Origin of the sequence: Nocardiopsis mangrovi (assembly GCF_042653925.1) — a bacterium.
GTDB classification, from domain to species: Bacteria; Actinomycetota; Actinomycetes; order Streptosporangiales; family Streptosporangiaceae; genus Nocardiopsis_B; species Nocardiopsis_B mangrovi.
The window spans coordinates 16,567-42,743 of sequence record NZ_JBHSFQ010000006.1 but is presented as its reverse complement, the minus strand read 5'-3'; the positions used below and the strand labels follow the sequence as shown (position 1 = coordinate 42,743).

Sequence of the window (26,177 nt, the reverse complement as noted above, 5' to 3'; positions counted from 1 at the left end):
CCCCGCCGCGCCCGGCGGTCAGCCGCCCACGTGTGGGCCCGTGCCATCCCGATCCGTGACATCACGGATGCTCGCCAACAACGTACCCGACAATTCCGGTCGGCATACAAGGATATCGGGCAGTGACGGATCGACTCCGTTATAGGTCGGGATACCGCCGTCGATGCGGGAGACGTGCAGGCCGGCGGCGCGCGCGACCGCGACCGGAGCGGCGTTGTCCCACTCGTACTGCCCGCCCGCGTGCACGTAGATGTCGGCGATGCCGAGCAGCACGGCGCAGATCTTGGCGCCCGCCGAGCCCATGGGGACGATCTCGGCGCCCAGCTGGGTGGCCAGGCGCTGCACGAAGTCCGGCGGCCGGGTGCGGCTGGCGGTGATGCGCAGGCGCTGGTCGGCGGGGCGCTCGTCGGGCAGCCACGGGGGGTCGACGGTCGAGAGGGTGCTGCCCTGGGCGGGCAGCGCCACCGCGCCGGCGACGAGGTCGCCGTTCTCCCACAGGGCGACGTGCACGGCCCAGTCGGTCCGGCCGGCCTCGGCGAACTCGCGCGTGCCGTCGAGCGGGTCGATGATCCACACGCGCCGCGCGCCCAGCCGCGCCTTGTCGTCGATGCCCTCCTCGGAGAGGACGGCGTCGCTGGGGCGGAGCCGCCCCAGCGCGGAGAACAGGAACTCGTGCGACGTCCGGTCCCCCAGTGTGCGCAACACCTCGGGCTCGTCGAACCCGTGGCGCGCCCGGAGGCGGAGCAGCTGCTGGCCCGCCTCGGTCGCGAGATCGCGCGCCACTTCATGATCGTTTCGGATACTGCTCACCGGCCTCAGTATGCTCCCGCTCCACGGATCACCGCTGACCATGTCTTCCACAGGATCTGGACATCCAAGGTCAGCGACCAGTTTTCCACGTACCTCAGGTCCAGGCGGACGGACTCCTCCCACGAGAGGTCGGAGCGCCCGCTGACCTGCCACAGCCCTGTCATACCCGGTTTCACCACCAGCCGCCGCCGGACGTCGCGGCCGTAGCGCGCGACCTCGTCGGGCAGCGGCGGCCGGGGGCCCACCAACGACATCTCACCCCGGAGCACATTGATGAGCTGCGGAAGCTCGTCAAGAGAGTACCGGCGCAGCCATCCCCCGGCCGGGGTGATCCGGGGGTCGTCGCGCATCTTGAACAGCACACCACCGCGGTGGTCGTCCGCGGGGCGCAGCGCCGGCTTCAGCGCCTCCGCCCCGACCACCATGGTACGGAATTTGTACAGCTCGAACTCTGTTCCGTCCTTTCCCACCCGGGTCTGGCGGAAGAGCGCCGGGCCGCCGTCGCCGCCGCGGATCAGCAGCGTCAGCACCAGGAACAGCGGCGCGAGGACCAGCAGTGCCGTTCCCGCCGCCGTCCGGTCGACGAGCCCCTTCACCACCCGGCGCAGACCGGCGAGCTCCGGGTGCTCCACGTGCAGCAGCGGCAGCCCCGCCACCGCCCGGATCGTGGTCCGCGGGCCCGCCACGTCCAGCAGCGCCGGCGCCACGGTGAGGTCCGTTCCGCTCTTCTCCAGCCGCCAGGCCAGCCGGCGCAGCTCCACCCCGTCCATCTCCGGACAGGACAGCACCGCGACCGTGTCGGCCCCCGCCAGCGCGGCGGCCTCGGCCGCCCCCGCGAAATCGCCCAGCACCGGGCACCCGTCCACGCGCTCTCCGGCGGTGCTCCACTGGTGCGGCGGCAGGCACACCCCGATCACCCGCATCCCGTGGTACGGCTCCCCCCGGAACTGGCGGATCAGGTCGCGCGCGCTCTCGCGGTGGCCGACCACGACCACCCCGCTCATGCACTCCCCCAGGCCGCGGCGCCGGTGCAGCCGTTTACGCCAGGCGTAGCGCAGGGCCAGGCTGAGGACGGCCATCGCGGGCAGCGCGACGAGCACGTAGCCGCGCGCGACGTCGGTCTTGGTGGCGTAGGCGGAGACGGTGACCACGGCCATCAGGACCACGCCCGCGGCCGCCACCCGGCGGAACTCCTCGGTGCCCACGCCGATGAACCGGCGCCCGTAGCCGCCGGCCACCGCGATGAACAGGACCCACAGCGCGGGCAGCGCGGCGGAGAGCGCCAGGTAGGGAAGGATGTCGGTGGAGGCCGCTCCGTGGAACCGCGCCTCCAGGGCGAGCGGGCCCGCCGCGGCGGCGGCGCCGGCGTCGATCCCGATCAGGGTCCGGCCATAGGCCCGCACCCACTCCGGCGCACCGCCGACGCCGTTCCGGGCCCCGGGAACGGCCTCGCTCCCGGCCCCGGCCCTGCCCAAGACGGCCATGAACCCCCACCCATCGGCGCCCGGCCCCGCCTTCGGGGACCACCTCGGGGCGCCGCCGCCCGGAACCCGGGCATGACGGCACAAGGGCACGGCACAGCACGGCCTCGGCCAAAGGGGTCATGGAACGCGGAATGCGAACTGACGACGTCACAGTAACCAAAAGGATCGGTTTCGTCGCGTGACGTCACGGCCCGTAGCGAGAAAAAGCCCGACATTGCAGCGGGTTCGGGGGACGCACCCCTGTGAACCCCATCGAATCGGGCACGGAACCGAGCGAGGCGGGGAAGGCGGCGCCTTGAAGCGCCCCGCAGGCTGAGCGGGAAACACCGAGCGTGCCTGTGAGGGCGCGGCGTCGTCTGGACTGAGGAGCGGTGTGCGACCGAGGAACGAGGGAGTACACCGCGACGAGGGAAGGCGGCGCCTTGAAGCGCCCCGCAGGCTGAGCGGGAAGCGCTGCGCGCTACTGCGCTGTGTGGTAGATGTTCTGCGCCCGGTCCAGGCCGTCGGCGAGGACGGTCTCGACGGCGTCGGCGGCGCGCTCGATGTTGAGGTCCAGTTCCTTGCGCTCGACCGAGGAGAAGTCCTTGAGCACGAACGCCGCGGCGTCCATCCGGCCCGGCGGGCGCCCGATGCCCACGCGCACGCGCAGGTAATCGGGGACCGAGAGCGACTGGGTGATCGACCGCAGGCCGTTGTGGCCGCCGGCCCCGCCGCCGCGCTTGAGCCGCAGCGCGCCGTAGGGGATGTCCAGTTCGTCGTGGATCACCACGATGCGCTCCGGCGGCACCTTGTAGAACCCGGCCAGCCCGGCCACCGGCCCGCCCGACAGGTTCATGTAGGTGCGCGGCTTGGCCAGCACGACGGGGACGCCGTCGAACCGCGCCTCGGCGATCTCGGCCCGGGTCTTGTGCGCCTTCCAGCGCTCGCCGCGGCGCGCGGCCAGCGCCTCGACCACCATGAAACCGATGTTGTGTCGGTTGCCGGCATAGCCCGGCCCGGGGTTGCCCAGGCCCACCACGAGCCATCGCTGCGCGCCCTCGGCGGCCACGTCCTCGCTCCCGTCGTCAGCGGGCTCCGGCTCCGCGCCGGAACCGCCCGGAAACACGGATGCGCGGCCCCCCAGCCAGCGCTTCAGGAGACCACGCATCAGTGCACCGGATCCGTTCGTATCAGCGACCGGTTACTCTGCTTCCTCGGCGGGGGTTTCGGCGGCGGCCTCGGCGCCGGCCTCTTCCTCTTCGCCTTCAGCGGCCTCGGTGGTCTCTTCCTCGGCCTCGACGCGCGGGGCGGCGACGGTGAGGACGGTGGCCTCGGGGTCGGTCGTCAGGGAGGCGCCCGCCGGGAGCTTCAGTTCGCCGGCGGTGACCTGGCCGCCGATCTCCAGGCCCTCGATGCTGAACTCCACACCCTCGGGGATGTGGGTGGCCTCGGCCTCGACCTCGACCTGGATCAGCTCCTGGTTGAGGACGCCGCCCGAGGCGACGTCGCCGACGAGGTTCACCGGGATCTCCACGGTGACCTTCTCGCCCTTCTTCACCACGAGCAGGTCGACGTGCTCAAGGAAGCCCTTGATGGCGTCGCGCTGGACGCTCTTGGGCAGCGCGAGGTTGTCGGCGCCGCCGATGCCGTCGACACGCAGGAGCACGTTGGGGGTCTTCAGGGCCAGCATGAGGTCATGGCCCGGAAGGGTGATGTGGCGAGGCTCGGTGCCGTGGCCGTAGAGGACGGCCGGCACCTTACCCGCGCGGCGGGCGCGACGTGCGGCGCCCTTGCCGAATTCCGTGCGCGGCTCGGCAGCGATGCGTACCTCGGACACGACAAAACTCCTCGGGATCATCCCCGCAGGACGGGGAACACGACTTCTACGAAACGCTCCCGCATGGACGGGAAAAGCAACGGTGCGGAAACACCCGCGCAGGCGGGGAATACACGACCGCGCCGGGCCCGGGCCGTGCCCACCGCCTCGGGGGGAGGCGACGCCGGCACGCGATCCCGCGGACACGGGGACACCCGATCAAGTCTACTGGCTTCACCGACGACTCATGACATGCGCACGGGACGGGGAAGGCGGCGCCGGCCGCTCCCCCGCCCCGTGCGGGGGTCAGTGCTCGAAGAGGCTGGTGACCGAGCCGTCGCTGAAGACCTCGCTGATGGCGCGGGCCAGCAGGGGGGCGATGGACAGCTGCGTGAGCTTGTCGAAGTCGCGCTCCGCGGGGATGGGGAGGGAGTTGGTGATGACGACTTCGGAGATCCGGGAGTTCTGCAGCCGCTCGGCCGCCGGCCCGGAGAGCACCCCGTGCGTGGCCGCGGCGATCACCTTGTCGGCCCCCTGGTCGAACAGGGCGTCGGCGGCCTTCACGATCGTGCCGGCGGTGTCGATCATGTCGTCGACCAGGACGCATGTGCGGCCCTCGACGTCGCCGACGACCTCGTGCACCTTGACCTCGTTGGCGACGTCGGGGTCGCGCCTCTTGTGGATGATCGCCAGCGGCGCCCCGAGGCGGTCGGCCCACCGGTCGGCGGTCCGGACGCGCCCGGCGTCGGGGGAGACCACCGTGAACTGCTCGCCGGCGACCCGGGAGCGCACGTAGTCGGCCAGCAGCGGCAGCGCGAACAGGTGGTCCACCGGTCCGTCGAAGAACCCCTGGATCTGGTCGGTGTGCAGGTCGATCGCCATGAGGCGGTTGGCCCCGGCGGTGTGGAAGAGGTCGGTCATGAGCCGCGCGGAGATGGGCTCGCGGCCCCGGTGCTTCTTGTCCTGGCGGGCGTAGGCCAGGAACGGGGTCAGCACGGTGATGCGCTTGGCGGAGGCCCGCTTCAGCGCGTCGACCATGATGAGCTGCTCCATGACGGACTCGTTGATCGGGCTGGCGTGGCATTGCAGCACGAACGCGTCGCATCCGCGGACGGACTCCAGGTAGCGCACGAAGATCTCTCCGTTGGCGAAGTCCTGGAACCTCGTCGGCGCCACCTCGATCCCGAGCTGCTCGGCCACTTCCTTGGCCAGCTCCGGGTGGGTACGCCCGGAGAAGAGCATGAGCTTCTTCTGACCCGCGGCCTTCATGCCGGTCACTTTCAGATCCCCCACAGACACTGTCATTCGCCTTGCCGGCGCTGTCCGCCCCGGGAGGCCCGCTCGGCGGCCTCGGCCGCCGGGGTTCCGGGGCGCTTACGCTCGACCCATCCGTCGATGTTGCGCTGGCTCACCGCTGGGACCGCCAGCGCACCGGGTGGGACGTCTTCGCGGACCACGGTTCCGGCACCGGTGTAGGCGCCGTCGCCGACGTTCACGGGCGCGACGAACATGTTGTCGCTGCCGGTACGGGCGTGGTCTCCGATGGTGGTACGGCTCTTGGTGACACCGTCGTAGTTGACGAACACCGACGACGCGCCGATGTTGACCCCGACACCGATGTCGGCGTCGCCGACATAGGTCAGGTGGGGAACCTTGGTGGCCTCGCCGATGGTGGAGTTCTTCACCTCGACGAAGGTGCCGATCTTGACCCGCTCCCCTAGCACCGCGCCGGGACGCAGGTAGGCGTAGGGGCCGACCGTGGTGCCGGGGCCGATCTCGGCCTCCGTGGCGACCACGTGGCGCACGACGGCGTCGTCGCCCACCACGGTGTCGCGCAGCAGCGCGCCGGGGCCCACATGGGCGCCCTCGCCGATGGCGGTGCCGCCCTGGAGCTGGGTCTGCGGCTCGATGACGGCGTCGCGCCCGATCCGCACGCCGGCGTCGACCCAGGTGGTGGCCGGGTCGACCACGGTGACACCCTCGCGCATGTGCGCGGTGAGGAGCCGGTCGTTGAGCAGGCGGCGGGCCTCGGCGAGCTGCACGCGGTCGTTGACGCCCTGGATCTCGACCCAGTCGCGGGCGAGCGCGGCGTCGACGCGGTGGCCGTCGCCGCGCAGGATCGCCACGGCGTCGGTGATGTACTCCTCGCCCTTGGCGTTGTCGGTGGACAGCCGGTTGACGACGTCGGCGAGCAGGGCGCCGTCGAAGGCGTACATGCCGGAGTTGATCTCGTCGACCGCCAGCTGGTCCGGGGTGGCGTCGGCGTGCTCGACGATCTCGGTGAACGCGCCGGCGGCGTCGCGGACGACCCTGCCGTACCCGGCGGGATCGGGCACCCGGGCCGACAGCACCGTGACGGCGTTGCCGGCGGACTCGTGGGCGTCGATCAGCCCGGCCAGCGTCTCGCCGCGCAGCAGCGGGGTGTCGCCGTAGGTCAGGACGACGGTCCCCGACAGGGTGACGCCCTGGGACCGCAGTTCCTCGACCGCCATGCGCACGGCGTGGCCGGTGCCGTTCTGCCGGTCTTGGAGGGCCGTGGTGACGCCGGGAGCGGCGTCCTTGAGGTGCTGTGTCACCTGGTCGCGGCCGTGCCCGACCACGACGACGGTGCGTTCGGGGTCCGATTCGGACGCGGCGGCGAGGACGTGGCCCAGCATGCTGCGGCCGCAGATCTCGTGCAGGACCTTCGGACGCCTGGACTTCATTCGGGTGCCCTCGCCCGCTGCGAGGACGATGACGGCAGCCGGGCGGCTCACGCTCACGGGCGGAGACTCCTCATGTCGCTGGCGGATGACTGTACGCAAAGAAGGTTGTGTGCTCGCGTCGGCGCGCTGCGGGGCGCGGAACGGCACCGTGTGCGGCGCGGCGCAGGGCGCCGAGTGGACGCGCGGTCGCCGCCTCCCGGCGCCGACATGGGAAGGATACATGTGCCCATCCCGGACGGACGGCGCGGTCGTGCACGTGGCGGGGGTCGCCGTGGATATCGGGGAAAGCGCGGGGAAACCGGGCGCCGGACGGGCTGCCGCGGCACGGCGCGGCGGGCTGAGGGGGCCGCCGCGGGCCGTGGGGAAGGACACAGCGGGCGCTCGGGCGGGCGTGCCGGAGCGTGCGGGGCGGTGGGAGTGGAGCTCCCGGGCCAGGGCTCGAACCTGGACGAACTGAGTCAAAGTCAGCGATGCTGCCGATTACATCACCCGGGATGGGACGGTGGCCGGAGGTCGAGCGCGCCTTCGGCGCGGCCTCACGGGTCCTCGTTCCGTCGGTGGCAACGATAGCCCGTCCGGCGTGATTGGTCACCTCGATTGCCGCCGCGCCCGCCGGACGGGCGCGTCGCCGCCCGTCCGAGCGCCGCGGTCCGGCACCGGCGCCCCGGCTCCGGAACGGATACGCCCCGGCACTTGCCAAACCTACGAGAGCGTAGGTTACGGTTACGTAGGTAGCAGTTACGGCGACCGCCGGGCGGTCGGGTGGCGGAAGCGGGACCCCGCGCGTCCACACCCCTCCTGTCGCACGGCCGTCATGAACTAGGTGGGGATATGACCGCAGTACCCGAGACCGGGCTCGACGACGCGAGCAAGCGCACTCCCGAACCCGAGCTGGATCCCGAGGGCCGGGGCAAGGCGGAGCGCTACACCGTCTTCGCGTTCGTCTTCATCCCCCTCCTGGCGCTGGCCGCGGCCGTGCCGGTCGCCTGGGGCTGGGGCCTGACCATGACCGACGTCGCCATCGGTGTCGTCTTCTACCTCATCAGCGGCCTGGGCATCACGGTCGGCTACCACCGGCACTTCACCCACGGCTCCTTCAAGGCCAACCGCGGGCTGCGCATCGCGCTCGGCGTCGCCGGGAGCCTGGCCATCCAGGGCAGCGTCATCAAGTGGGTCGCCGACCACCGCCGCCACCACAAGTACGCCGACGCCGAAGGCGACCCCCACTCGCCCTGGCGCTTCGGCGACGACTGGCGCTCGGTCGCCAAGGGCCTCTACTACGCCCACATGGCCTGGCTCTACCTCGACGAGGAGAGGACCTCGCCCAAGCGGTTCGCCCCCGACCTGCTCAAGGACAAGGACATCCGCCTGGTCGACAAGCTGTTCGTCCCGCTGGTGGTCGTCAGCCTGGGCGGCCCCGCGCTCATCGGCGGTCTCGTCACGATGTCCTGGTGGGGCGCCCTCACCGCGTTCTTCTGGGCCGGGCTGGTCCGCGTCGCGCTGCTGCACCACGTCACGTGGTCCATCAACTCGATCTGCCACACCATCGGCGAGGAGAACTTCGAGGTCCGCGACCGGTCGCGCAACGTGTGGTGGCTCGCCATCCCCTCCTTCGGGGAGTCCTGGCACAACCTGCACCACGCCGACCCCACCTGCGCACGCCACGGTGTGCTCAAGGGCCAGATCGATATCTCCGCGCGCGTCATCTGGACGTTCGAGAAGCTGGGGTGGGCGACCAAGGTCCGCTGGCCCAACGCCGAGCGCCTCGAGGCCAAGCGCGTCAGCGCCTGAGGCCGGGTTCCGCGGGAAGCTACGAGACAGCGCCGTTCGAGCTACTAGGGTGAGTGGCCGTCATGGGAGCCGGAAGCGAGCAGAAGAGCCGGTCGCGTAGGAAGCGCATGACCGGCAAGGAGCGCCGGGAGCAGCTTCTCGACATCGGTCGGGAGCTCTTCGCCGAGCGCGGCTTCGATGCCGCCTCCGTCGAGGAGATCGCGGCTCGCGCCGGTGTCTCCAAGCCCGTCGTCTACGAGCATTTCGGCGGCAAAGAGGGCATCTACGCCGTCGTCGTGGACCGGGAGATGCAGAAGCTGCTGGGCATGGTCGGCGAGTCCCTGACCGCCGACCACGCCCGCGGCAAGATCGAGAACGCGGCGTCGGCCCTCCTCCAGTACGTGGAGGAGAGCAGCCAGGGGTTCCGCATCCTGGCGCGCGACTCCCACGCGGCGTCCGGAACGGGCAGCTTCGCCAGCCTGATCAGCGACATCGCGACCCAGGTCGAGCACATCCTCGCCGAGGAGTTCCGGGAGCGGGGCTATGACCCCAAGCTCGCCCCGCTCTACGCGCAGTCGCTGGTAGGGATGGTGGCGCTGACCGGCCAGTGGTGGCTGGAGGTCCGCAAGCCCAAGCGCGACGTCGTCGCCGCGCACCTGGTGAACCTGGCCTGGAACGGCCTGTCCAACCTGGAGTCACGGCCGCGGCTCGACAGCGCCCCGCCGCGCAGGCGCCGGGGCGAGTGACCGCTACCATCGGGACGGGAGAGCCCGTCCCGATGGGCACGGCGGGGCGAGAGCGCCGGCCCTCTGGGCACGGCGCGGCTATCTTGATATCAAGAGATAAACTGCCGGTATGCGCGACGAGGTTGACGGTCTGGTCGAGGCGTGGCGTACCGAGCGCCCGGACCTCGACGTCGAGCCACTCCAGGTCCTCAGCCGGGTCTCCCGGCTGGCCCGCCACCTCGACCGCGCCCGCCGCACGGTGTTCACCGACCACGACCTGGAGCCCTGGGAGTTCGACGTCCTGGCCGAACTCCGCCGGTCGGGCCCGCCCTACGAGCTGAGCCCCGGACGCCTGCTCCGCGCCACCCTGGTCACATCGGGCACCATGACCAACCGCATCGACCGCCTGGCGGCCGCCGGCCTCGTCCGCCGCCACCCCGACCCCGCCGACAAGCGCGGCGTCCTTGTGCGCCTGTCCAACGGGGGCAGGGAACGCGTCGACGCGGCACTGGCGGATCTCCTGACGTACGAGGAATCCCTCCTTTCGGGCGTTTCACCCGAAGACAGGCGTGTTCTGGCCCGACTCCTGCGGTCAATATTGTCCCCATTGGATGAATGGGATTGACCTAAATACCCGTCGACGGGGGATTCCCACGAAAGACCTTGGATCCGCCATCGTGGATTCATTTCCCCGATAGCTTCCACTCATGCCTTCTCAAGAGCATGAATGGCTCATTCAGCTGTTCCACAACAGGCCGACCCTTGCCCCGCTGCTGCTGAACGAGGCCGGAGCCCTCGTGCCCGAGTTCAGCGAAGCGCGTCTGGACTCTGCCGACCTGACCGACACCACTCCCACCGAGTACCGCGCAGACGCGGTCGTCACCCTTGTCAAGGATGACGAGGTGATGTCCGTGGTCGTCGAGGTCCAACGCGGCCGGGATCCGAACAAGCGCTGGAGCTGGCCTGTTTATCAGACCACCCTGCGCGCAAGAAAGCGCAGCCCCGTCGCGCTGCTGACCGTGTGCCCCGATGATGCCACCGCGGACTGGTGCCGGACTCCCATCCCCATGGGCCATCCGGGCTTCGTCTTCACTCCGTTGGTCGTCAGCCCGCGGAACATGCCTGTCCTCACTCAAGCGGAAGCCGACGAAGCACCGGAACTGGCGGCGCTGTCCGCCATGGCACACAGCTCCGACCAGCGTGTGGTCGAGGTCTTCTTCAACTCGCTGCGGAAGATCCCCCCAGAGCTCCAACAGAACTACACTGATTTCGTTCACGCGGCGCTGCCAGAGGCCGCTCGGAAGTACCTGGAGGAACTGATGGCGACCGGGACCTACACCTATCAGTCCGACTTCGCCAAGAAGTACTACGGCGCCGGCCATTCCGACGGCGAGGCGTTGGGCGAGGCCAAAAGCATCGTAGCCGTCCTCACCGAGCGCGGTATCGAGGTCCCCGAACCGGCGCGCGCCCGCATCATGGACTGCAAGGACACCTACCTTCTCGGCCTTTGGCTCCGGCAAGCCGTCATCGCCGGAAGCCTTGACGACCTGGACCTCGACCTCGAAAGCTGACCCTGTGGGTCCGGAGCGTCGCCCGGCCCCACAGGATGTGTCACTCCCCCAGTTGCTCCGCGGCCGCCAGCCAGGCCTCTTCCAGGTCCGCCTTCTCGGCCTGGAGGGTCTTCAGTTCCGCGTCCAGGTCGGCGAGGCGGGTGTAGTCGTCGGCGGCCTCGGCCATCAGGGTGTGGAGTTCGGTCTCGCGCGCGCCGATGCGGTCCATGCGGCGCTCCGTGCGCTGCATCTCCTTCTGGGCCGCGCGGCGCTCCGCCGCCGACACGGCCGGCGCGGCCGCCGCCGTCTGCGGGGTCCCCGCTCCGGCCGCGGCTTCGGCCCGCTCCGCCGACTCGCCCTTCACGGGCACGGTGCCGGTGTCGGCGGCCTCGGCCCTCCTGGCCAGGTACTCGTCGATACCGCCCGGCAGGAACACCAGCGACGTGTCGCCCATGAGCGCCAGCACGCGGTCGGTGATGCGCTCCAGGAAGTACCGGTCGTGGCTCACCAGCACCAGCGACCCCGGCCAGCCGTCGAGCAGGTCCTCCAGCTCGGTCAGCGTCTCGATGTCGAGGTCGTTGGTGGGCTCGTCGAGCAGGAGGACGTTCGGCTCGTCCATCAGCAGCCGCAGCAGCTGGAGGCGGCGCCGCTCACCGCCCGACAGGTCGCCGATCGGGGTCCACTGCCGCTCGCCGCGGAACCCGAAGCGCTCCAGCATCTGGCTGGCGGAGTACTCCTTGCGCCCGATGGTGACGTACTTGCGGACCTCCTCCACGGCCTCCAGGGGGCGCCGGTCGGCGGCCAGCTCGTCCAGGTTCTGCGACAGGTGCGCGAGGTTGACCGTCTTGCCGCGGCGGACCGACCCGCCGTCGGGCTCGCGCTCGCCGGAGAGGGCACGCAGCAGCGTGGTCTTGCCCGAGCCGTTGACACCGACCAGGCCGATCCGGTCGCCCGGGCCGAGCTGCCAGGTGACGCCGTCGACGAGCACCTGGCCGCCCGCCGTGAGCACCAGGTCCTTGACGTCGATCACGGTCTTGCCGAGGCGCGAGCTGGCGAACCGCACCAGCTCGACGGTGTCGCGCACCGGGGGCTCGTCGGCGATGAGCGAGTTGGCCGCCTCTATGCGGAACTTCGGCTTGGACGTCCGCGCGGGCGGGCCGCGCCGCAGCCAGGCGAGCTCCTTGCGCATCAGGTTCTGGCGGCGCTCCTCGGCGGCGGCGGCCAGCCGCTGCCGCTCGGCCTTGGCCAGCACGTAGGCGGCGTAACCGCCCTCGTAGCGCTCCACCCGGCCGTCGACGACCTCCCACGTGTGCGTGGTCACCGCGTCCAGGAACCACCGGTCGTGGGTGACGACCACCAGCGCCTCGCGGCGCCCGCGCACGTGCTCGGCGAGCCAGGCGATGGCCTCGATGTCGAGGTGGTTGGTCGGCTCGTCCAGGACGATGACGTCGTGGGTCTCGATGAGCAGCCGGGCGAGGGTGGCGCGGCGGCGCTCCCCGCCGGACAGGGCGTCCATCGGGGTGTCCAGGGTCCACCCGCTGAGCAGCCCGCGCAGGACGTCGCGGACGCGGGCGTCGCCGGCCCACTCGTGCTCGGCGCGCTCGCCGAGGACGAAGTCGCCCACGGTGTCCTCGGGGAAGGTGTCGCGCTGGTGCAGGAAGCCCACACGCAGGCCGCGGCCGTGGATCACCCGGCCGGAGTCGGGTTCGGTGAGGGCGGCGATCACGGAGACGAGGGTGGACTTGCCGCCGCCGTTGCGGCCCACCACCCCGATGCGGTCGCCCTCCTCCACGCCGAGCGAGACGCCGTCGAGCAGGACCAGGGGGCCGTAGGCGAGGCACACGTCCTGAAGGTTGATCAGATTCATCTTGAGTCCATTGTCGCCGCCCCGGAGGACGGAGCGGACCAACCGCGCCCCGAGGGACCCGGCAGGTGGCGCGGCCCCGTCCCCGCGGCGCCCCCTGCCGCGCCCCGGCCGCGGGGGCGCTCCGGACGCGCCCGGGACCGTCAGACCAGGAAGAACTCCCGGGCCGCCGCCGCGATGCCCGCCGTGTCCAGTCCGTGCGCGCGGTCGTGGTCGGCGGCGTCGCCGTAGGCGCGCAGCTCGTCCGCCCGGCCCACCCCGAGGGACCGCTGGCGGTGGCGGCGGTCGGCGAGCGCCGCGCCGACCTCGTGCGCCGAGGTGCCCTCCAGGTAGGGCTCGACCATGAGGACGTCGGCCTGCCCCGCCGCCGCGACCAGCCGGTTGAGCCCGGCGCGGTCGAAGGGCCGGACGGTGGCGGCGTAGGCCACCGTCACGTCCAGTCCCTCGGTGGCGGCGAGCACCCGGTCCAGCATCGGCCCGACCGCCACCACGACGCCGCTGGAGCGCGCCGATCCGGCGCGGACCGCCACCAGGCCCTGGCCGACGGGCCGCGCCGCCGCGTTGCCCCGCTCGGTCAGCCGCACGTAGACCCGGTCGTCGCCGCGGAAGGCGGTCTCCAGCAGGCGCGCCGCCTCGGTGGCGTGGCCGGGGACGTGCACAGTCCAGCCGGGGAGGGTGTCGAGGAGGGCGACGTCGCCGGGCGCCATGTGGGTGCGCCCGTAGCCGGCGCCGTCGTAGGAGGCGCCGCTGCTGACCAGGACGGCGCCCGCGTCCTGGTGTCCGAGGTCGAGCTTCACCTGCTCGAAGGGGCGTTCGATGAGGAAGGGCGCGAAGGTGTGCGCGATCGGGCGCATGCCCGTGAGCGCCAGCCCGCCGGCGACGCCGATGAGCAGCTGCTCGCGGATGCCGACGTTGACGACCCGGCCGGGGTGGCGGGCCGCGGCCTCGGCGAACCGGTCGGCCGAGATGTCGGCGAGCACGACGGCCAGGCGGGGGTCGGTGTCGAGCGCGGCGACGGTGGTCGCCGCGAAGGTGTCGCGCATCGGCTGGTCGACGACGTGCTGCTGCTCCGGTGCTGCGATGGTCATGGCCTTCATCCCTTCGGGTTCACGCGGGCGACGACGGCGAGGGGGCGGCCGTGGTGCGGCAGGGTCAGCGCCTCGTACAGCGCGGTGTGGTCGCGTCCGCTGACGGAGCGCGCGGCCCAGCCTTCGCGGGCGAACCGCTCGGTGATGCCGCCGGGCCAGCCGTGGGTGGCCGACCGGTTGTCGATGACGATGGTGGTGAGGCCGTCGAGGCCCAGGCGGCCGGCGACGGCGATGGCCTCGTGGTTGCTGCCTTCGTCGAGTTCGGCGTCGCCGACCAGTACGAACACGCGCGGTGTGGTGCGGCCCTGGGCGCGCAGGCCCAGGTGCGTGCCGACCGCGAGGCCGAGCCCGTGCCCGAGGGAGCCGCTGCCGATCTCGGCTCCGGGGACGAGGACCCGGTCGGGGTGGTGGCCCAGGGGGGAGTCGAACTCCGCCCAGCGGCGGAGCGTGCGGACGTCGATGAACCCCTTGGCGGCGAGGACGGCGTAGTAGGCGGCCGGGCCGTGTCCTTTGGACAGCAGGAAGCGGTCGCGGTCGGGGTGGTCGGCGGTCTCGGGGGTGATGTCGAGGACGCGGTCGTAGAGCACCCACAGCGCGTCGAGCGTCGACTCGGCCGCGGCCTGGTGCTTCTCGTCGCCGGTCATGAGCCCGATGAGCGCCGGCAGGTCTGCGTAACGGGTGAGCGTCGTCGTGGACATGCGCCCAGTCTCGGACTTCGAGTTAACTAGAGGTCAACCGCCCGATCCCGCCCGGACGCCCCGGAGGATGTGACGTGTCCCACTTGCCGATCCGCCTGAGCATCGGTCAGCTCGCCGAGCGCAGTGGCGTTCCGCCGACGACCCTGCGCTTCTACGAGGACCGCGGGCTGATCGCGGCCGAACGCACCTCGGGCAACCAGCGCCGCTACCACCGCAACACGCTGCGCCGGCTGGCGTTCATCTCCGCCGCCCAGCGGGTGGGGCTGACCCTCGGGCAGATCCACGGGGCGCTGCGCACGCTGCCCGACGGCCGCACGCCCACGGTGGCCGACTGGGCCCGGCTGTCGGAGCAGTGGCAGACCGAACTGGACACCCGCATCGACGCGCTCCAGCGGCTGCGCGACCGGCTCGCGGAGTGCATCGGGTGCGGCTGCCTGTCGTTGAAGTCGTGCACGCTGCAGAACCAGGACGACGTCTTGGCCGCGCAGGGGCCCGGCGCTCCGCTGCTCAAGCCCGCGCGCGAGGGCGGGGTGTGAGCGGACCGGGGCGCGGGGCCCGGGTCAGTCCTCCGCGGGGTCCACGACCCGCGCGCCGTCGGCGTGCCCCTGGGTGGTGACGGTGGCCGCGCACCGCCCCGAGGCGTCGAGGGCGGCGGCGATCTCTGCGGCCTCCGCTGCCGACGCGGCGAGGAACGCGCAGGTGGGCCCCGATCCCGAGACGATGGCCCCCAGCGCGCCGGCGGCGCGGCCGGCCGCCAGGACGCCGGCCAGGTCGGGGCGCAGGGACAGCGCGGCGCGTTCCAGGTCGTTGGAGAGCGCCGCGCCCAGGCGCGCGGCGTCGCCCGCGGCCAGCGCCGCCATCAGCTCCGGATCGCCGGCCGGCTCCGGGGCCCCGGGGCGCAGCCGGTCGTATTCGCCGAACACGTCCGGCGTGGACAGCCCGCCCTCGGCCAGGGCGAAGACCCAGTGGTAGCGCCCGGGGCTGTCGGCGGGGGTGAGCACCTCCCCGCGGCCGGTCCCCACGGCGGTCCCGCCCACGAGGGGGAAGGCGACGTCGCTGCCCAGTTCGGCGGCGAGCGCCAGGAGATCGCCGTCGGAGAGGCCCGCGGACCAGAATGTGTTGCATGCCACAAGCGCGCCGGCGGCGTCGGCGCTGCCGCCCGCCATCCCCCCGGCGACGGGGATCCGCTTGTGCAGGTGCAGTTCGACCGGGGTGGCGGACGCCGTCTCACGTGCCACGAGACGCGCGGCGCGCGCCGCCAGGTTGGTGGCGTCGAGCGGGACGCGGGCGAGATGCGGTCCGAGATCCCCCGAGACGCTCAGCCCGACGAGGGGGAGCTCTGCGCGCGGGCGCGGCTCACGAACGGTAACCTCGTCGAACAGCGCAACAGCGTGGAACACATTGACCAGATCGTGGTATCCATCTTCGCGCGCAGGCCCCACCGCCAGCTGAAGGTTCACCTTCGCGGGTACCCGTACGGTTATGGCGGTAGTAGCGGTCACGAGTCCTAGATCGTAAAGGAACCCCCACCCACGTGAGCCCACATCCCCGCAATGGGACGCTTGTGCGGTCCACACGTTTCACCCATGATGGTGGGCGTTCCGCAACGGATCACACCCCCCGCCGCACGCCGCGGCCGCCCCGAACAGGGCACTGTGGCCTGCACGGGTGGGTATCAGGGCACAATCCCCGCTACCTTGGGGGCCAGGCGGAGTTTGGACACCGTCGGGGAGGGTCGCTTGCCGTCGGATGGGCTCCCAAAGAACCTGGAACCGCTGGCCGCCGGAGATCCGGCGACCATCGGTCCCTACGTCGTGGCCGGGCGTCTGGGAAGTGGAGGGATGGGGACGGTCTACCTGGGCCGTACCCCTGAGAAGGATTCCCAGGTCGCGATCAAGGTGATCCGCCCTGAGCTGGCCTTCGACGAGGCCACCCGGGCGCGTTTCCACGACGAGATGGAGAACGCCCGCCGCGTGGCGTCGTTCTGCACCGCCAAGGTCCTCGACCACGGCACGTTCGAGAACCGCCCCTACATGGTCACCGAGTACATCGCGGGGACCGCTCTGGCCGAGCACATCGCCGAGCAGGGGCCGCTCGACTCCAGCACGCTGCACGGCTTCGCGCTGGGCGTGGCCGCGGCGCTCGCCGCGATCCACCGGGCGGGTCTCGTCCACCGCGACCTCAAGCCGGCCAATGTCCTGCTCTCGCTGTCGGGGCCGCGGGTCATCGACTTCGGCATCGCGCGTGCGATGAACACGATGACCAACCACACCCAGACCGGCATCGTCATGGGCAGCCCGGGCTGGATGGCGCCCGAGCAGCTGCTGGAGGAGAAGGTCACCACCGCGGCCGACATCTTCGCGTGGGGCTGCCTGGTGGCGTTCGCCGGCAACGGCGCGCACCCCTTCGGCAACGGCGACGCCATGACCCTGGGCAAGCGGGTGCTCTTCGCCGAGCCGCAGCTGGGCGACCTCGACAGCCCGCTGGACCGGCTCGTGGCCAAGGCGCTGGCCAAGGAGCCCGACCGCCGGCCCAAGGCCCAGGACCTCCTGCTGGAGCTGGCCGGCGGCGAGGACTCCAGCAGCGCCGGCAGTGACATCGTCAGCGCGCGGCTCACCCAGACCTGGCGGCCCAACAACCTGCCGCCGATGCCGCCCATGCCCCCGATGCCGGGGCCGCCGCACAACCCGCACCAGGCCATGCAGGGGGTCGGCCGGCCCGGCCCGCCGCCGCAGGGCCCGCACGGTCCCCCGCCGCACCCCTATCCCGCACCGCAGCACGCACCGATGCCGGCGAACATGAGCCAGCCGATGCAGCGGCCGGGGGGCGTCGCGCAGCGCCCGGTCCACCAGACCGGGCAGTTCCCGGTGGTGTCCCCGCAGCAGACCGGGCCGATCCCCCAGGTCCCCGGGCCGCAGGACATCCCGCCGTCGGCCACCCGGCCGCACTCCCAGCCCTATGTGCCGCCGGTCCCGCCGCCGCCGCACCGGCCCGTGCAGCCGGCCAAGCGGCGCATGCGGTGGGTCGCGATCACGGCCGTGATCGCCGCGGTGCTCGTCCTGCTGCTGTTCACCGTGCTGACCCTGCTGGGCCTGAACCAGCTGAACTGGCCCGGGTGGGCCGGCGCGGCGCCCGATGACACCGCCGGGGCCGGGCAGCAGGAGGAGCCCGGCGACGGGAGCGACCCCTCCGCGGCGCCCAGCGCCGGGGAGTCCGACGGGGCGGCCGCACCCAACAGCGCCAGCGACGGCCGCCTGGAGTTCAACGTGCGCGAATACGAGTGCACGCTGGACGTCGAGGGCCGTTCCCGGCCGACGGGCGGCACCGGCACCTACTGCATCTTCGCGGTCAGCGTGCGCAACACCACGGGCGACTCGATCGAAGTGCAGGCCGACTGGCAGCGCCTGAGGGGCTCCGGCCAGGTCTACTTCGCCCAGACACCCCTGGGCGGCGAGGCTTCGGAGTCACTGTGGCGCCCCATCGAAGGCGGCGAGATGGCCGAAGGCACGCTGACCTTCCTCGTCGTCGACAGCGAGGACGCGGACTCCGGCGAGCTCATGCTGACCAGCCGCGAACAGGGCGACCCCGCCATGATCCAGGTCTCCGACGTCGACAAGACGAGCTGACCTCCCCGGAACCGCGCCCCGGCCCCGCCCTCCTGCCGCGGGCGGGCCGCCCGTTCAGCGCTTCTGTTCGGCGATCCGGGCGAACGCCGTGATGTCGAGCGCCTCACCGCGGGTGGCGGGGTCGATCCCGGCGGCGCGCAGATGGGACTCGGCGGCGGCCGGCGAGCCCGCCCAGCCGGCGAGGGCGGCCCGGAGGGTCTTGCGGCGCTGCGCGAACGCGGCGTCGACGACGGCGAACACCTCGGCGCGCGATGCGGTCGCGCTGGGTTCCGGGCGCCGGCGCAGCTCCACGAGACCGGAATCCACGTTGGGTGCGGGCCAGAAGACGTTGCGGCCGACCGAGCCGGCGCGCCGCACGTCCGCGTACCAGGCGGCTTTGGCCGACGGCACCCCGTAGATGCGCCCGCCCGGGCGGGCGGCGAGGCGGTCGGCGACCTCGGCCTGCACCATGACCAGGCCGCGTTCCAGCGCGGGCAGCAGCTCCAGCAGGTGCAGCACGACCGGAACCGCGACGTTGTAGGGGAGGTTGGCCACGAGCGCGGTGGGCGGCGGCCCCGGCAGCTCGGTGATGCGCATGGCGTCGGCGGTGACGACCGCCAGCCGGCCGGCGAGGGCGGGGGCGTGCTCGGCGACCGTTGCGGGCAGCGCCCCGGCGAGCCGGGGGTCGATCTCGACGGCGGTGACCCGGCGCACGTGCGGGAGCAGCGCGAGGGTGAGCGACCCGAGGCCGGGCCCCACCTCCAGCACGACGTCGTCGGCGCCCACTCCGGCGACGCGGACGATGCGGCGGACCGTGCCGGCGTCGGTCACGAAGTTCTGGCCGAGGGTCTTGGTCGGCCGGACGCCGAGCCGTTCGGCGAGGCGGCGCACATCGGCCGGGGTCAGCAGCCGCGCGGGTTCGGAGGCCGGGGAGCCGGTGGGATCAGATTGGGTCACCCGCACATTTTGCCAGGCAGACAAGGGCCCCCGGCCCGACCGCACGACCGCCCGCCCCGGACGGTCGCCGCCGGGCCCGCCCACCGGACACGACCGGCACCGGAGGTGCGTCCCGCCGAGCCGCGTGGCGCCCACTGGGGCACAGGACAGGGGAGACACCCCGAAGGCGGCCGGACCATGCGGGCCCGGCCGGGACATGCGGGCACCGCCGCCTCACACCGCCGCCCGACCGGAGGCGGCGGTGCGGAGTCGCCGTCCCCCGGAGCGACCGTCCCGCACGAACACCCGCCGGGCGCGGTCGGACCGGATGGCGGTCACCGGGCCGTGCGGCGACGGCGAGGACCCTCGCGCCACCAGGACGGACCACCCCCTGACCGGACCCCTCGGAGCCCTCCGGCCGACACCGGAACCGGACCGTACCCACACCGCTCCCATCCGCACCGGAACCGCCCCCGGGCGCCCGGAAGACGGACCAGGCCGGGGCGGTGGACGTGTCCGCCCGTAGGCCGCGCCTGGGGGGCGAGAGGGGGGACCGGTGCCGTCTTCAGGGGCCGGTGCCCGTCTGCTCTACGACGTGAAGCGGGGGTGGACGGGGCGTCGCCGCCCCGCCCACCCCCGCTGCCTCCCGGGTCCTCGCCGTCTCGCCGGGCCAGCCGACCCTGCCGATCCCGCCCGCCGGCCGCTCCGGCGGTCCGGACCCGCGGTCGGCTCAGTCGAAGAGGTGGACGCCGCACTCCGGCCACTGGCTCTGGTAGTTGCCGCCGACCATGTCGTAGAGCTTCTGGGCGCGCATGGTCTGCTCGTCGGCGCTGGCCTCGGCGGGCGAGCCGGAGCCGCCGGCCGACTGCCAGGTGGCCATGGAGAACTGGTAGAGGCCGTAGTAGCCGCCGGCGCTGTTGACCGCCGTCGGGTCGCCGCCGGACTCGCACTCCGCGAGCGCCGCCCAGTTGAGGCCCGCGGCCGATCCGCTGGCCGCCTCCTCTTCCTCCTTCGTGCCGATCTCGGTGATGCCGTCGACGGGCTCCTTGATGACCTCTTCCTTCAGGACGTACTCGGTCTCCTCGCCCTCGCGCAGGACCGTGGCCGTGGTGACCTCCTGGACGCCGTCCTCGGGCTCCTGGACGACGTTCTCCTCGCCCTTCGCCAGATCGGGGTTCTCGCGCTCCTCGGTCTCGGCCTCGATCGGCACCTCCTCGGTCTTGGGCTCGGACAGCAGCTCCATGACGTCGATGACCATGCCGTCGGTCGGCTCGGTGTCGAGCTCGGGCTCGACGACGTCGTGCTCGCCGGGCGTGATGCCGTTGTCGGCGAGGACCTGCTCGACGGTGTCGGCGGTGGTGTCGGCCTCCATGCGCACGCGGTCGCGCAGGATGACCACGCGCAGCGCGCTGGCCGCCTCGACCGTCAGCCCGTTCTCCGGGACGGCCTCGTCGCGGTCGACGGACAGCTCCAGCGCCTCGCCGCCCATGCCGAGCTGGTCAAGGCCCTCGCCGACCGTCAGCGCGGTCACCCAGTGGGTCTCGGGCTCGCCGTCGATCTCCAGGGTCAGTTCGCGGGCGGTACGCACCAGCACACTGCCGCCCCGGGCGACCTCGGCGTCGGCGTCGGGGGCGACCGCGTCGTGCTCGCCCAGGGTGACGCCCGCGGAGTCGAGGACGTCCTGCACGGTCGCCCCGAACGTGTGCACGGTCTGCTGCTCGCCGTTGATGTCGAGCGTGACCCGCTGGTCCATGGCGAAGGCGGTGCCCCCGCCGCCGACGATCACCACGGCCGCCGCGGCGGCCCCGATCACCACGGCGCGGGAGCGGAGGACGGGCGGCAGCCACGAGTTGCGCGGGCGCCGGCCACGCCGCGGTGCGGGCCCCCTCCCGGCCGCCGCGGCCGCGGCGGGTCCAGGGGGTCCGGCGGGCCCGTCCGGCCCGGGGGGTGCGGGGGCCGCTGGAGCGTCCTGCCGCGGCGCACCTCGGCCGCCGCCGTGCGCGCCTCGGTGCGAACCACGGGAACCTGACGGGGACTTGCGCACGATTGCCTCGACCTTCGCGATGCGGATGAGGAAGATGGGGGCGGGCCGGATGCCGGCGGCCGCAGGGGGAACCGCGGCGGCGGGCGGCGGGGGAAGTTGCCGCGCCGAACACGGGGATGTTCCGGAAAATATCACGCCGCCCCGGCCTCCGCTTTCGGATCGACCGAATCTCCCGAATTCGGCGGACGAACACGCGCTGTACGCGGCCGCGGCGCGGCCTGCCGCGTGCCGTGGCCCCGGTGGGGTCGGTCGGCGCGCGCCGTACGTTCAGTGCGGCCCGCCCGCGCGTGGCGGTTCCTCCCCCGCCGCCCCCAGAATGGCAGCGCATCACGTTCGGCTTTCTCGCTTTTCGATCCTGGAGGTTGCGCCCATGGGGCCGCTCAACGGAATCCGGGTCGTGGAGTTCACCGGGATCGGTCCGGGGCCCATGGCCGCCATGCTCCTCGCCGACCTCGGCGCGAGCGTCATCCGGGTGGACCGCCCCCAGGCGGTCGAGGCCGCGGCCGCCGGAGGACACCGCCCGCACATGACCGCGGGCCGCCCCGCCATCGGCATCGACCTCAAGTCCGGCGACGGAGCGGCCGCCGCGCGCCGCCTCATAGCGGCGGCCGACGTCCTGCTGGAGGGCTTCCGGCCCGGCGTGATGGAGCGCCTGGGCCTCGGCCCCGATGACCTCTGCGCCGACCACCCCCGACTGGTCTACGCGCGGGTGACGGGCTGGGGGCAGGACGGCCCGCTCGCGCGTGCCGCCGGCCACGACATGAACTACATCTCGCTCAACGGCTCCCTGCACAGCATCGGGCGCGCGGGCGGCCCCCCACTGCCACCGGTCAACCTGCTCGGCGACTTCGGCGGCGGCACCATGTTCGCCGTCACCGGAATCCTCAGCGCCCTCGTGGAGCGGCAGTCCTCGGGGCGGGGGCAGGTGGTGGACGCGGCGATGGTCGACGGCAGCGCCCTGCTGATGTCGATGGTCTACGAGGACCGCCGGCGCGGCGCCTGGTCCGACGAGCGCGGCACCAACTACCTCGACACCGGGGCGCCCTGGTACGACGTCTACGAGTGCGCCGACGGCCGGCACGTCTCCGTCGGCTGCATCGAGCCGCAGTTCTACGCGGCCTTCCTCGACGGCCTCGGGCTGAGCGGCGCCGACCTGCCCGGCCAGTGGGACCGGCCGCGGTGGCCGGAGCTGCGCGCCCGCTTCTCTGAGGTGCTGCGCACGCGTACCCGCGACGCGTGGGCCGCGGTGTTCGAGGGCACCGACGCCTGCGTGCAGCCGGTGCTGTCGATGCCCGAAGCCGCCGAGCACCCCCACGTCAAAGCGCGCGGGTCGGTGGTGCGCACGGGCGACCGGCTCTACCCGGGTGCGGCGCCGCGGTTCGGCCGCACCCCCGGGTCCGTCACCCGCGACCCCGGCTTCCCCGAGCCCGCGCTCGCCGACACCCTGGCGGAATGGGGGGTGGAGGGCGTCTGACCGGCCCGCTGCCGCCCCGGGGGCCGCACGCGGCGCCCCGGGGGCCGGGCCGGTCCGTTGGCGGCCACCGCCTCGGCGCGGACCGCCGACGCGCTCGCTTCCGCGCCGCACACGCGGCGGTCCGGTCAGTCCAGGCCGAAGGCCCGGCGCGCGTTGGCCGCCACCGACTCCGCGAGGGTGTCCTCGTCCATCCCCTTGGCCTCGGCGAGCGCCCGCAGGGTGTGCGGGATGAGGTAGGGGGCGTTGGGCCGGCCGCGGTAGGGCTTGGGGGTGAGGAACGGGGCGTCGGTCTCGACCAGGATCAGATCGGCCGGCGCCGCCGCGGCGGCGTCGCGGAGCGCTTGGGCGCTGGCGAAGGTCACGTTGCCGGCGAAGCTCATGGTGTAGCCGCGGTCGGCGCACACCCGGGCCATGGCGGCGTCGCCGGAGAAGCAGTGGAACACCACCGCGTCCGGCGCGCCCTCCTCCTTCAGGATGCGCAGGACGTCGTCGTGCGCGTCGCGGTCGTGGATCATCAGCGCGCGCCCGTGGCGCTTGGCGATGTCGATGTGCCGGCGGAACGACTCCTGCTGGGCGGCCACGCCCTCGCCGCCGGTCCGGAAGTAGTCGAGCCCGGTCTCACCGATGGCGCGCACCTGGGGCAGCGCGGCGAGCCGGTCGATCTCCTCGAGCGCGGCCTCCAGGCCGGCCGCCCCGGCCGCGGGGCGCACCTTCCCGGCCCAATCGGTGTCGTCGACCTCGACACCCTCGGCGCCGTCGCCGTGCACGATACGGGGCGCCTCGTTGGGGTGCAGTGCCACCGCGGCCCACACCGCGGCGTGCTCCCCCGCGACCTCCGCGGCCCAGCGCGACGACGACTCGTCGACCCCGACCTGGATGAGCGGCGTGACCCCCACCGCTTCGGCGGCGGCGATGATCTCCGCGGTCCCAGGCGCCTGCATGTCCATGTGGGTGTGACTGTCGGCCACCGCGACCCGCAGCGGTTCAGGGGGCGGCGGCGGAGTCTGGGCGTTCCGGTTGCGCACCGCCTGGCCGCTTCGCTTGCCCATTGTCGTCTCCAGCACGTCTCGAACTCGGATGGGACAGGCCGCCGGACGCGGACGGCTGCGCGGGCCGCCGTGGGCGGCCCGCGCAGCCGTCTCTGCGCCGCGTGTCAGCCCGCCGCGGCCTCTTCCAGCCGCGCCAGCTCCTCGTCGACGATCGACGGGTCGAGCTTGGCGAACAGCGGGGTGGGCGCGGACAGCGGGGTGCCCGGGCGGATCGGCACGGACTCCCACACCGCCGCGTTGCCGGCGTAGTCGCCGGTGATGACCGGGTAGGAGGTGGGGGTCCCCGCGCCGCCGATGGTGTCGGCGCCCTCGTCGATCCGCGGCATGCCGGTCCACACCCCGGTGCCGCCGAGCATGGCGTACACCTTGTTGGCGGACTCCGGCAGGAACGGCGTGAGCAGCGTGTTGGCGTCGCTGACGAGCTGGAGCGCCACGTGCAGGACGGTCGCCATCCGCTCGGGGTCGGTCTTCTTCAGCGCCCAGGGTGCCTGGTCGGAGATGTACTTGTTGGCCTCGGCGACCGTGCGCATGGCCTCCTGGAGCCCCGCCTTGAACTTCGAGGCGTCCAGGTGCGCCCCCACCGTGGCGAACGCGGCGGCGGAGCCGGCGAGCACCCGCCGGTCGTCGTCGGTCAGCTCTCCGGCCTCGGGGATCGCGCCCAGGTTCTTGGCGGCCATGGAGATGGAGCGGTTGACCAGGTTGCCCCAGGCCGCCACGAGCTCGTCGTTGTTGCGGCGGACGAACTCCGCCCAGGTGAAGTCGGTGTCCTGGGTCTCGGGGCCGGCCGCGATGATGTAGTAGCGCAGCGCGTCGGCGGAGTAGCGCTCCAGGAAGTCGCGGACGTAGATCACGACGCGGCGCGAGGAGGAGAACTTCCGCCCCTCCATGGTGAGGAACTCGCTGGAGACCACCTCGGTGGGCAGGTTCAGCACCCCGAGGGAGCCGGGGTCGCCGCCGCGGTCGCCCGCGCCGTTGTAGCCCATCAGCATGGCGGGCCAGATCTCGGCGTGGAAGACGATGTTGTCCTTGCCCATGAAGTAGTAGGACTCGGCTTCGTCGTGCTGCCACCAGCGGCGCCACGCGTCGGGGTCGCCGGTGCGCTCGGCCCATTCGATGGCCGCCGACAGGTAGCCGATGACCGCGTCGAACCAGACGTAGAGGCGCTTGTTGGGCTGCTCGCTCCAGACGTCGAGCGGAATGGGCACGCCCCAGTCGAGGTCGCGGCTGATGGCGCGCGGCTGGAGGTCGTCGAGCAGGTTCAGCGAGAACTTCAGGACGTTGGGCCGCCAGTCGCCGGCCTTCGACCGCAGGTACTCGCCCAGGACCTCGGTGAAGGCGGGCAGGTCGAGCATGAAGTGCTCGGTGTCGACGAAATCGGGGGTCTCGCCGTTGACCTTCGACACCGGGTCGATGAGGTCGATCGGGTCGAGCTGGTTGCCGCAGTTGTCGCACTGGTCGCCCCGTGCGCCGCTGTAGCCGCAGATGGGGCAGGTGCCCTCGATGTAGCGGTCGGGCAGCGTGCGTCCGGTGGACGGCGACACCGCGCCCTTGGTGGTGTGGGTGAAGATGTAGTTGTTGTCGTAGAGCCCGGTGAACAGCTCCTGCACGACGTCGTAGTGGTTGCCGGTGGTGGTGCGGGTGAACAGGTCGTAGGACAGGCCCAGCGCCACCAGGTCCTCGACGATGATCCGGTTGTAGCGGTCGGCCAGCTCGCGGGCCGTGACGCCCTCCTGGTCGGCCAGCACCTGGATCGGGGTGCCGTGCTCGTCGGTGCCGCTGACCATCAGCACGTGGTTGCCGGACATCCGCTGGAAGCGCGAGAAGACGTCGGAGGGGACTCCGAACCCGGATACGTGCCCAATGTGGCGCGGCCCGTTGGTGTAGGGCCAGGCCACCGCGGTCAGGATATGGCGTTTCGACGACATGCCCCCAGCCTAAAGCCGACCGCACCCCCCGTTGCACGCTTTCCGGCGCGGCGGCGGGCCCGCCGCCGCGGGCGGGTGCGCCCGCGCGCCGCGCCCCGCGGTCGGGGACGCGCCAAAACAGGGGAAGACGGCTTTACCGCGCGTCGGTAGGGTGTGCCCGGGACGCGTTCGGGCGCGCCCCCGGCCCGCCGGGGCCGACACCCCGGGCCCTCATCGGAGGCTGCGGACGAAGGCGGTGGTCACCATGGTCCCCCGTGTGCTGTCCGCTGTCCTCACCGCCCTCCTGCTGATCTTCGGCGCCCCGTTGTCGCCGGCGCCCCCGGAACCGGACCACGGCGATGCCTCCTACGCCATCGCGCTGGCGGGCCCCGGTCCGCACGCGGTCGCCCATCCCACGCGCGACGCCGGCACGGCCGGGCTCTCGCTGCCCTCCACGAGCGGCGACCACCGCCCGCTGGCGCTGCGCGACATCGCCGTGGGCCACCCGGCGGCGGGAGCGCTCCTGCCCGATCTCGGCGGCCCCTGGGCGCTGGCCCCGCTGCCGGAGTCCGCCGCCCCGCCGGACCTCCCGGAATCCTTCCGGCTGCCCCTGGGCCGGGCGCCGCCTCTCACCGCGGGCATCTGACACCACCCCGGCACACCCGTGCCATCCCCG

At 72.7% G+C, this 26,177-nt stretch carries 22 protein-coding genes and 1 tRNA gene; 8 read left to right on the top strand and 15 right to left on the bottom strand.

From position 1 onward, the window contains the following. Nucleotides 1-18: 18 nt before the first annotated feature. From ACFO4E_RS08810 to ACFO4E_RS08780, 7 genes are all read right to left on the bottom strand, one after another. Nucleotides 19-810 carry a 3'(2'),5'-bisphosphate nucleotidase CysQ gene (locus ACFO4E_RS08810; protein WP_378572721.1) on the bottom strand — a complete coding sequence of 264 codons (792 nt, stop codon included), beginning with the start codon at nucleotides 808-810 and terminating at the stop codon, nucleotides 19-21. A gap of 5 nt (nucleotides 811-815) precedes the next feature. After that, nucleotides 816-2,294 (bottom strand): sugar transferase, encoded by a 1,479-nt coding sequence (locus ACFO4E_RS08805; RefSeq protein WP_378572719.1) that lies wholly within the window; start codon nucleotides 2,292-2,294, stop codon nucleotides 816-818. Between the two features lie 460 nt (nucleotides 2,295-2,754). Continuing rightward, the gene (gene pth, locus ACFO4E_RS08800; protein ID WP_378572717.1) at nucleotides 2,755-3,441 is read right to left on the bottom strand and encodes an aminoacyl-tRNA hydrolase; all 687 of its coding nucleotides are present in this window, start codon (nucleotides 3,439-3,441) and stop codon (nucleotides 2,755-2,757) included. A 33-nt stretch (nucleotides 3,442-3,474) separates the two neighbouring features. Further along, entirely contained in the window at nucleotides 3,475-4,110 is a 636-nt protein-coding gene (locus ACFO4E_RS08795; protein ID WP_378572715.1) for a 50S ribosomal protein L25/general stress protein Ctc, read from the bottom strand. A 285-nt stretch (nucleotides 4,111-4,395) separates the two neighbouring features. Next, nucleotides 4,396-5,367, bottom strand: a complete 972-nt coding sequence (locus tag ACFO4E_RS08790) for a ribose-phosphate diphosphokinase (protein ID WP_378573064.1) — start codon at nucleotides 5,365-5,367, stop codon at nucleotides 4,396-4,398. 23 nt (nucleotides 5,368-5,390) lie between these two features. After that, on the bottom strand, nucleotides 5,391-6,851 hold the full coding sequence (glmU, locus tag ACFO4E_RS08785; RefSeq protein WP_378572713.1) for a bifunctional UDP-N-acetylglucosamine diphosphorylase/glucosamine-1-phosphate N-acetyltransferase GlmU: 1,461 nt from the start codon (nucleotides 6,849-6,851) through the stop codon (nucleotides 5,391-5,393). A 366-nt stretch (nucleotides 6,852-7,217) separates the two neighbouring features. After that, nucleotides 7,218-7,289: transfer RNA gene (locus ACFO4E_RS08780), tRNA-Gln, on the bottom strand. A 336-nt stretch (nucleotides 7,290-7,625) separates the two neighbouring features. Here ACFO4E_RS08780 and ACFO4E_RS08775 point away from each other — a divergent pair. From ACFO4E_RS08775 to ACFO4E_RS08760, 4 genes are all read left to right on the top strand, one after another. Continuing rightward, a complete protein-coding gene (locus ACFO4E_RS08775) occupies nucleotides 7,626-8,585 on the top strand; it encodes an acyl-CoA desaturase (protein WP_378572711.1) in 960 nt (319 codons plus the stop codon). Between the two features lie 62 nt (nucleotides 8,586-8,647). Then, entirely contained in the window at nucleotides 8,648-9,310 is a 663-nt protein-coding gene (locus ACFO4E_RS08770; RefSeq protein WP_378572709.1) for a TetR/AcrR family transcriptional regulator, read from the top strand. 109 nt (nucleotides 9,311-9,419) lie between these two features. Beyond that, on the top strand, nucleotides 9,420-9,914 hold the full coding sequence (locus ACFO4E_RS08765) for a MarR family winged helix-turn-helix transcriptional regulator (protein WP_378572707.1): 495 nt from the start codon (nucleotides 9,420-9,422) through the stop codon (nucleotides 9,912-9,914). Nucleotides 9,915-9,996: 82 nt separating this feature from the next. Beyond that, nucleotides 9,997-10,860 (top strand): hypothetical protein, encoded by an 864-nt coding sequence (locus ACFO4E_RS08760; protein WP_378572705.1) that lies wholly within the window; start codon nucleotides 9,997-9,999, stop codon nucleotides 10,858-10,860. A 40-nt stretch (nucleotides 10,861-10,900) separates the two neighbouring features. Here the strand turns inward: ACFO4E_RS08760 and ACFO4E_RS08755 are convergent, their stop codons facing one another. The 3 genes from ACFO4E_RS08755 to ACFO4E_RS08745 all read right to left on the bottom strand — a co-directional run bounded on the left by ACFO4E_RS08755 (nucleotide 10,901) and on the right by ACFO4E_RS08745 (nucleotide 14,489). After that, complete coding sequence (locus tag ACFO4E_RS08755; RefSeq protein ID WP_378572703.1) at nucleotides 10,901-12,706, bottom strand: ABC-F family ATP-binding cassette domain-containing protein; 1,806 nt, start codon at nucleotides 12,704-12,706, stop codon at nucleotides 10,901-10,903. 140 nt (nucleotides 12,707-12,846) lie between these two features. Then, entirely contained in the window at nucleotides 12,847-13,746 is a 900-nt protein-coding gene (locus ACFO4E_RS08750; protein ID WP_378573062.1) for a transketolase family protein, read from the bottom strand. Between the two features lie 50 nt (nucleotides 13,747-13,796). Beyond that, on the bottom strand, nucleotides 13,797-14,489 hold the full coding sequence (locus ACFO4E_RS08745) for a transketolase (RefSeq protein WP_378572701.1): 693 nt from the start codon (nucleotides 14,487-14,489) through the stop codon (nucleotides 13,797-13,799). Nucleotides 14,490-14,563: 74 nt separating this feature from the next. Here ACFO4E_RS08745 and soxR point away from each other — a divergent pair, with 74 nt between their 5' ends. Further along, nucleotides 14,564-15,025, top strand: a complete 462-nt coding sequence (gene soxR / locus ACFO4E_RS08740) for a redox-sensitive transcriptional activator SoxR (RefSeq protein ID WP_378572699.1) — start codon at nucleotides 14,564-14,566, stop codon at nucleotides 15,023-15,025. A 24-nt stretch (nucleotides 15,026-15,049) separates the two neighbouring features. Here the strand turns inward: soxR and ACFO4E_RS08735 are convergent, their stop codons facing one another. Further along, nucleotides 15,050-15,991: a 4-(cytidine 5'-diphospho)-2-C-methyl-D-erythritol kinase gene (locus ACFO4E_RS08735; RefSeq protein WP_378572697.1), complete on the bottom strand. Its 942-nt coding sequence runs from the start codon at nucleotides 15,989-15,991 to the stop codon at nucleotides 15,050-15,052. 237 nt (nucleotides 15,992-16,228) lie between these two features. Here ACFO4E_RS08735 and ACFO4E_RS08730 point away from each other — a divergent pair, with 237 nt between their 5' ends. Then, a complete protein-coding gene (locus ACFO4E_RS08730; protein ID WP_378572695.1) occupies nucleotides 16,229-18,115 on the top strand; it encodes a serine/threonine-protein kinase in 1,887 nt (628 codons plus the stop codon). Nucleotides 18,116-18,169: 54 nt separating this feature from the next. On the opposite strand, the gene rsmA is transcribed toward ACFO4E_RS08730, so the two are convergent. Next, nucleotides 18,170-19,051 (bottom strand): 16S rRNA (adenine(1518)-N(6)/adenine(1519)-N(6))-dimethyltransferase RsmA, encoded by an 882-nt coding sequence (rsmA, locus tag ACFO4E_RS08725; RefSeq protein WP_378572693.1) that lies wholly within the window; start codon nucleotides 19,049-19,051, stop codon nucleotides 18,170-18,172. Between the two features lie 709 nt (nucleotides 19,052-19,760). Next, nucleotides 19,761-20,846: a ubiquitin-like domain-containing protein gene (locus tag ACFO4E_RS08720; protein WP_378572691.1), complete on the bottom strand. Its 1,086-nt coding sequence runs from the start codon at nucleotides 20,844-20,846 to the stop codon at nucleotides 19,761-19,763. A gap of 598 nt (nucleotides 20,847-21,444) precedes the next feature. Here ACFO4E_RS08720 and ACFO4E_RS08715 point away from each other — a divergent pair. After that, the gene (locus tag ACFO4E_RS08715) at nucleotides 21,445-22,548 is read left to right on the top strand and encodes a CaiB/BaiF CoA transferase family protein (protein ID WP_378572690.1); all 1,104 of its coding nucleotides are present in this window, start codon (nucleotides 21,445-21,447) and stop codon (nucleotides 22,546-22,548) included. 125 nt (nucleotides 22,549-22,673) lie between these two features. Here ACFO4E_RS08715 and ACFO4E_RS08710 read toward each other — a convergent pair whose 3' ends face one another. Together ACFO4E_RS08710 and metG are read right to left on the bottom strand one after the other, a co-directional pair. Then, a complete protein-coding gene (locus ACFO4E_RS08710) occupies nucleotides 22,674-23,597 on the bottom strand; it encodes a TatD family hydrolase (protein WP_378572688.1) in 924 nt (307 codons plus the stop codon). Nucleotides 23,598-23,701: 104 nt separating this feature from the next. Continuing rightward, nucleotides 23,702-25,522 carry a methionine--tRNA ligase gene (gene metG / locus ACFO4E_RS08705; RefSeq protein ID WP_378572686.1) on the bottom strand — a complete coding sequence of 607 codons (1,821 nt, stop codon included), beginning with the start codon at nucleotides 25,520-25,522 and terminating at the stop codon, nucleotides 23,702-23,704. Between the two features lie 256 nt (nucleotides 25,523-25,778). On the opposite strand from metG, the gene ACFO4E_RS08700 reads away from it, so the two are divergent. Next, nucleotides 25,779-26,147: a hypothetical protein gene (locus ACFO4E_RS08700; RefSeq protein WP_378572684.1), complete on the top strand. Its 369-nt coding sequence runs from the start codon at nucleotides 25,779-25,781 to the stop codon at nucleotides 26,145-26,147. The last annotated feature ends 30 nt before the right edge of the window (nucleotides 26,148-26,177 follow it).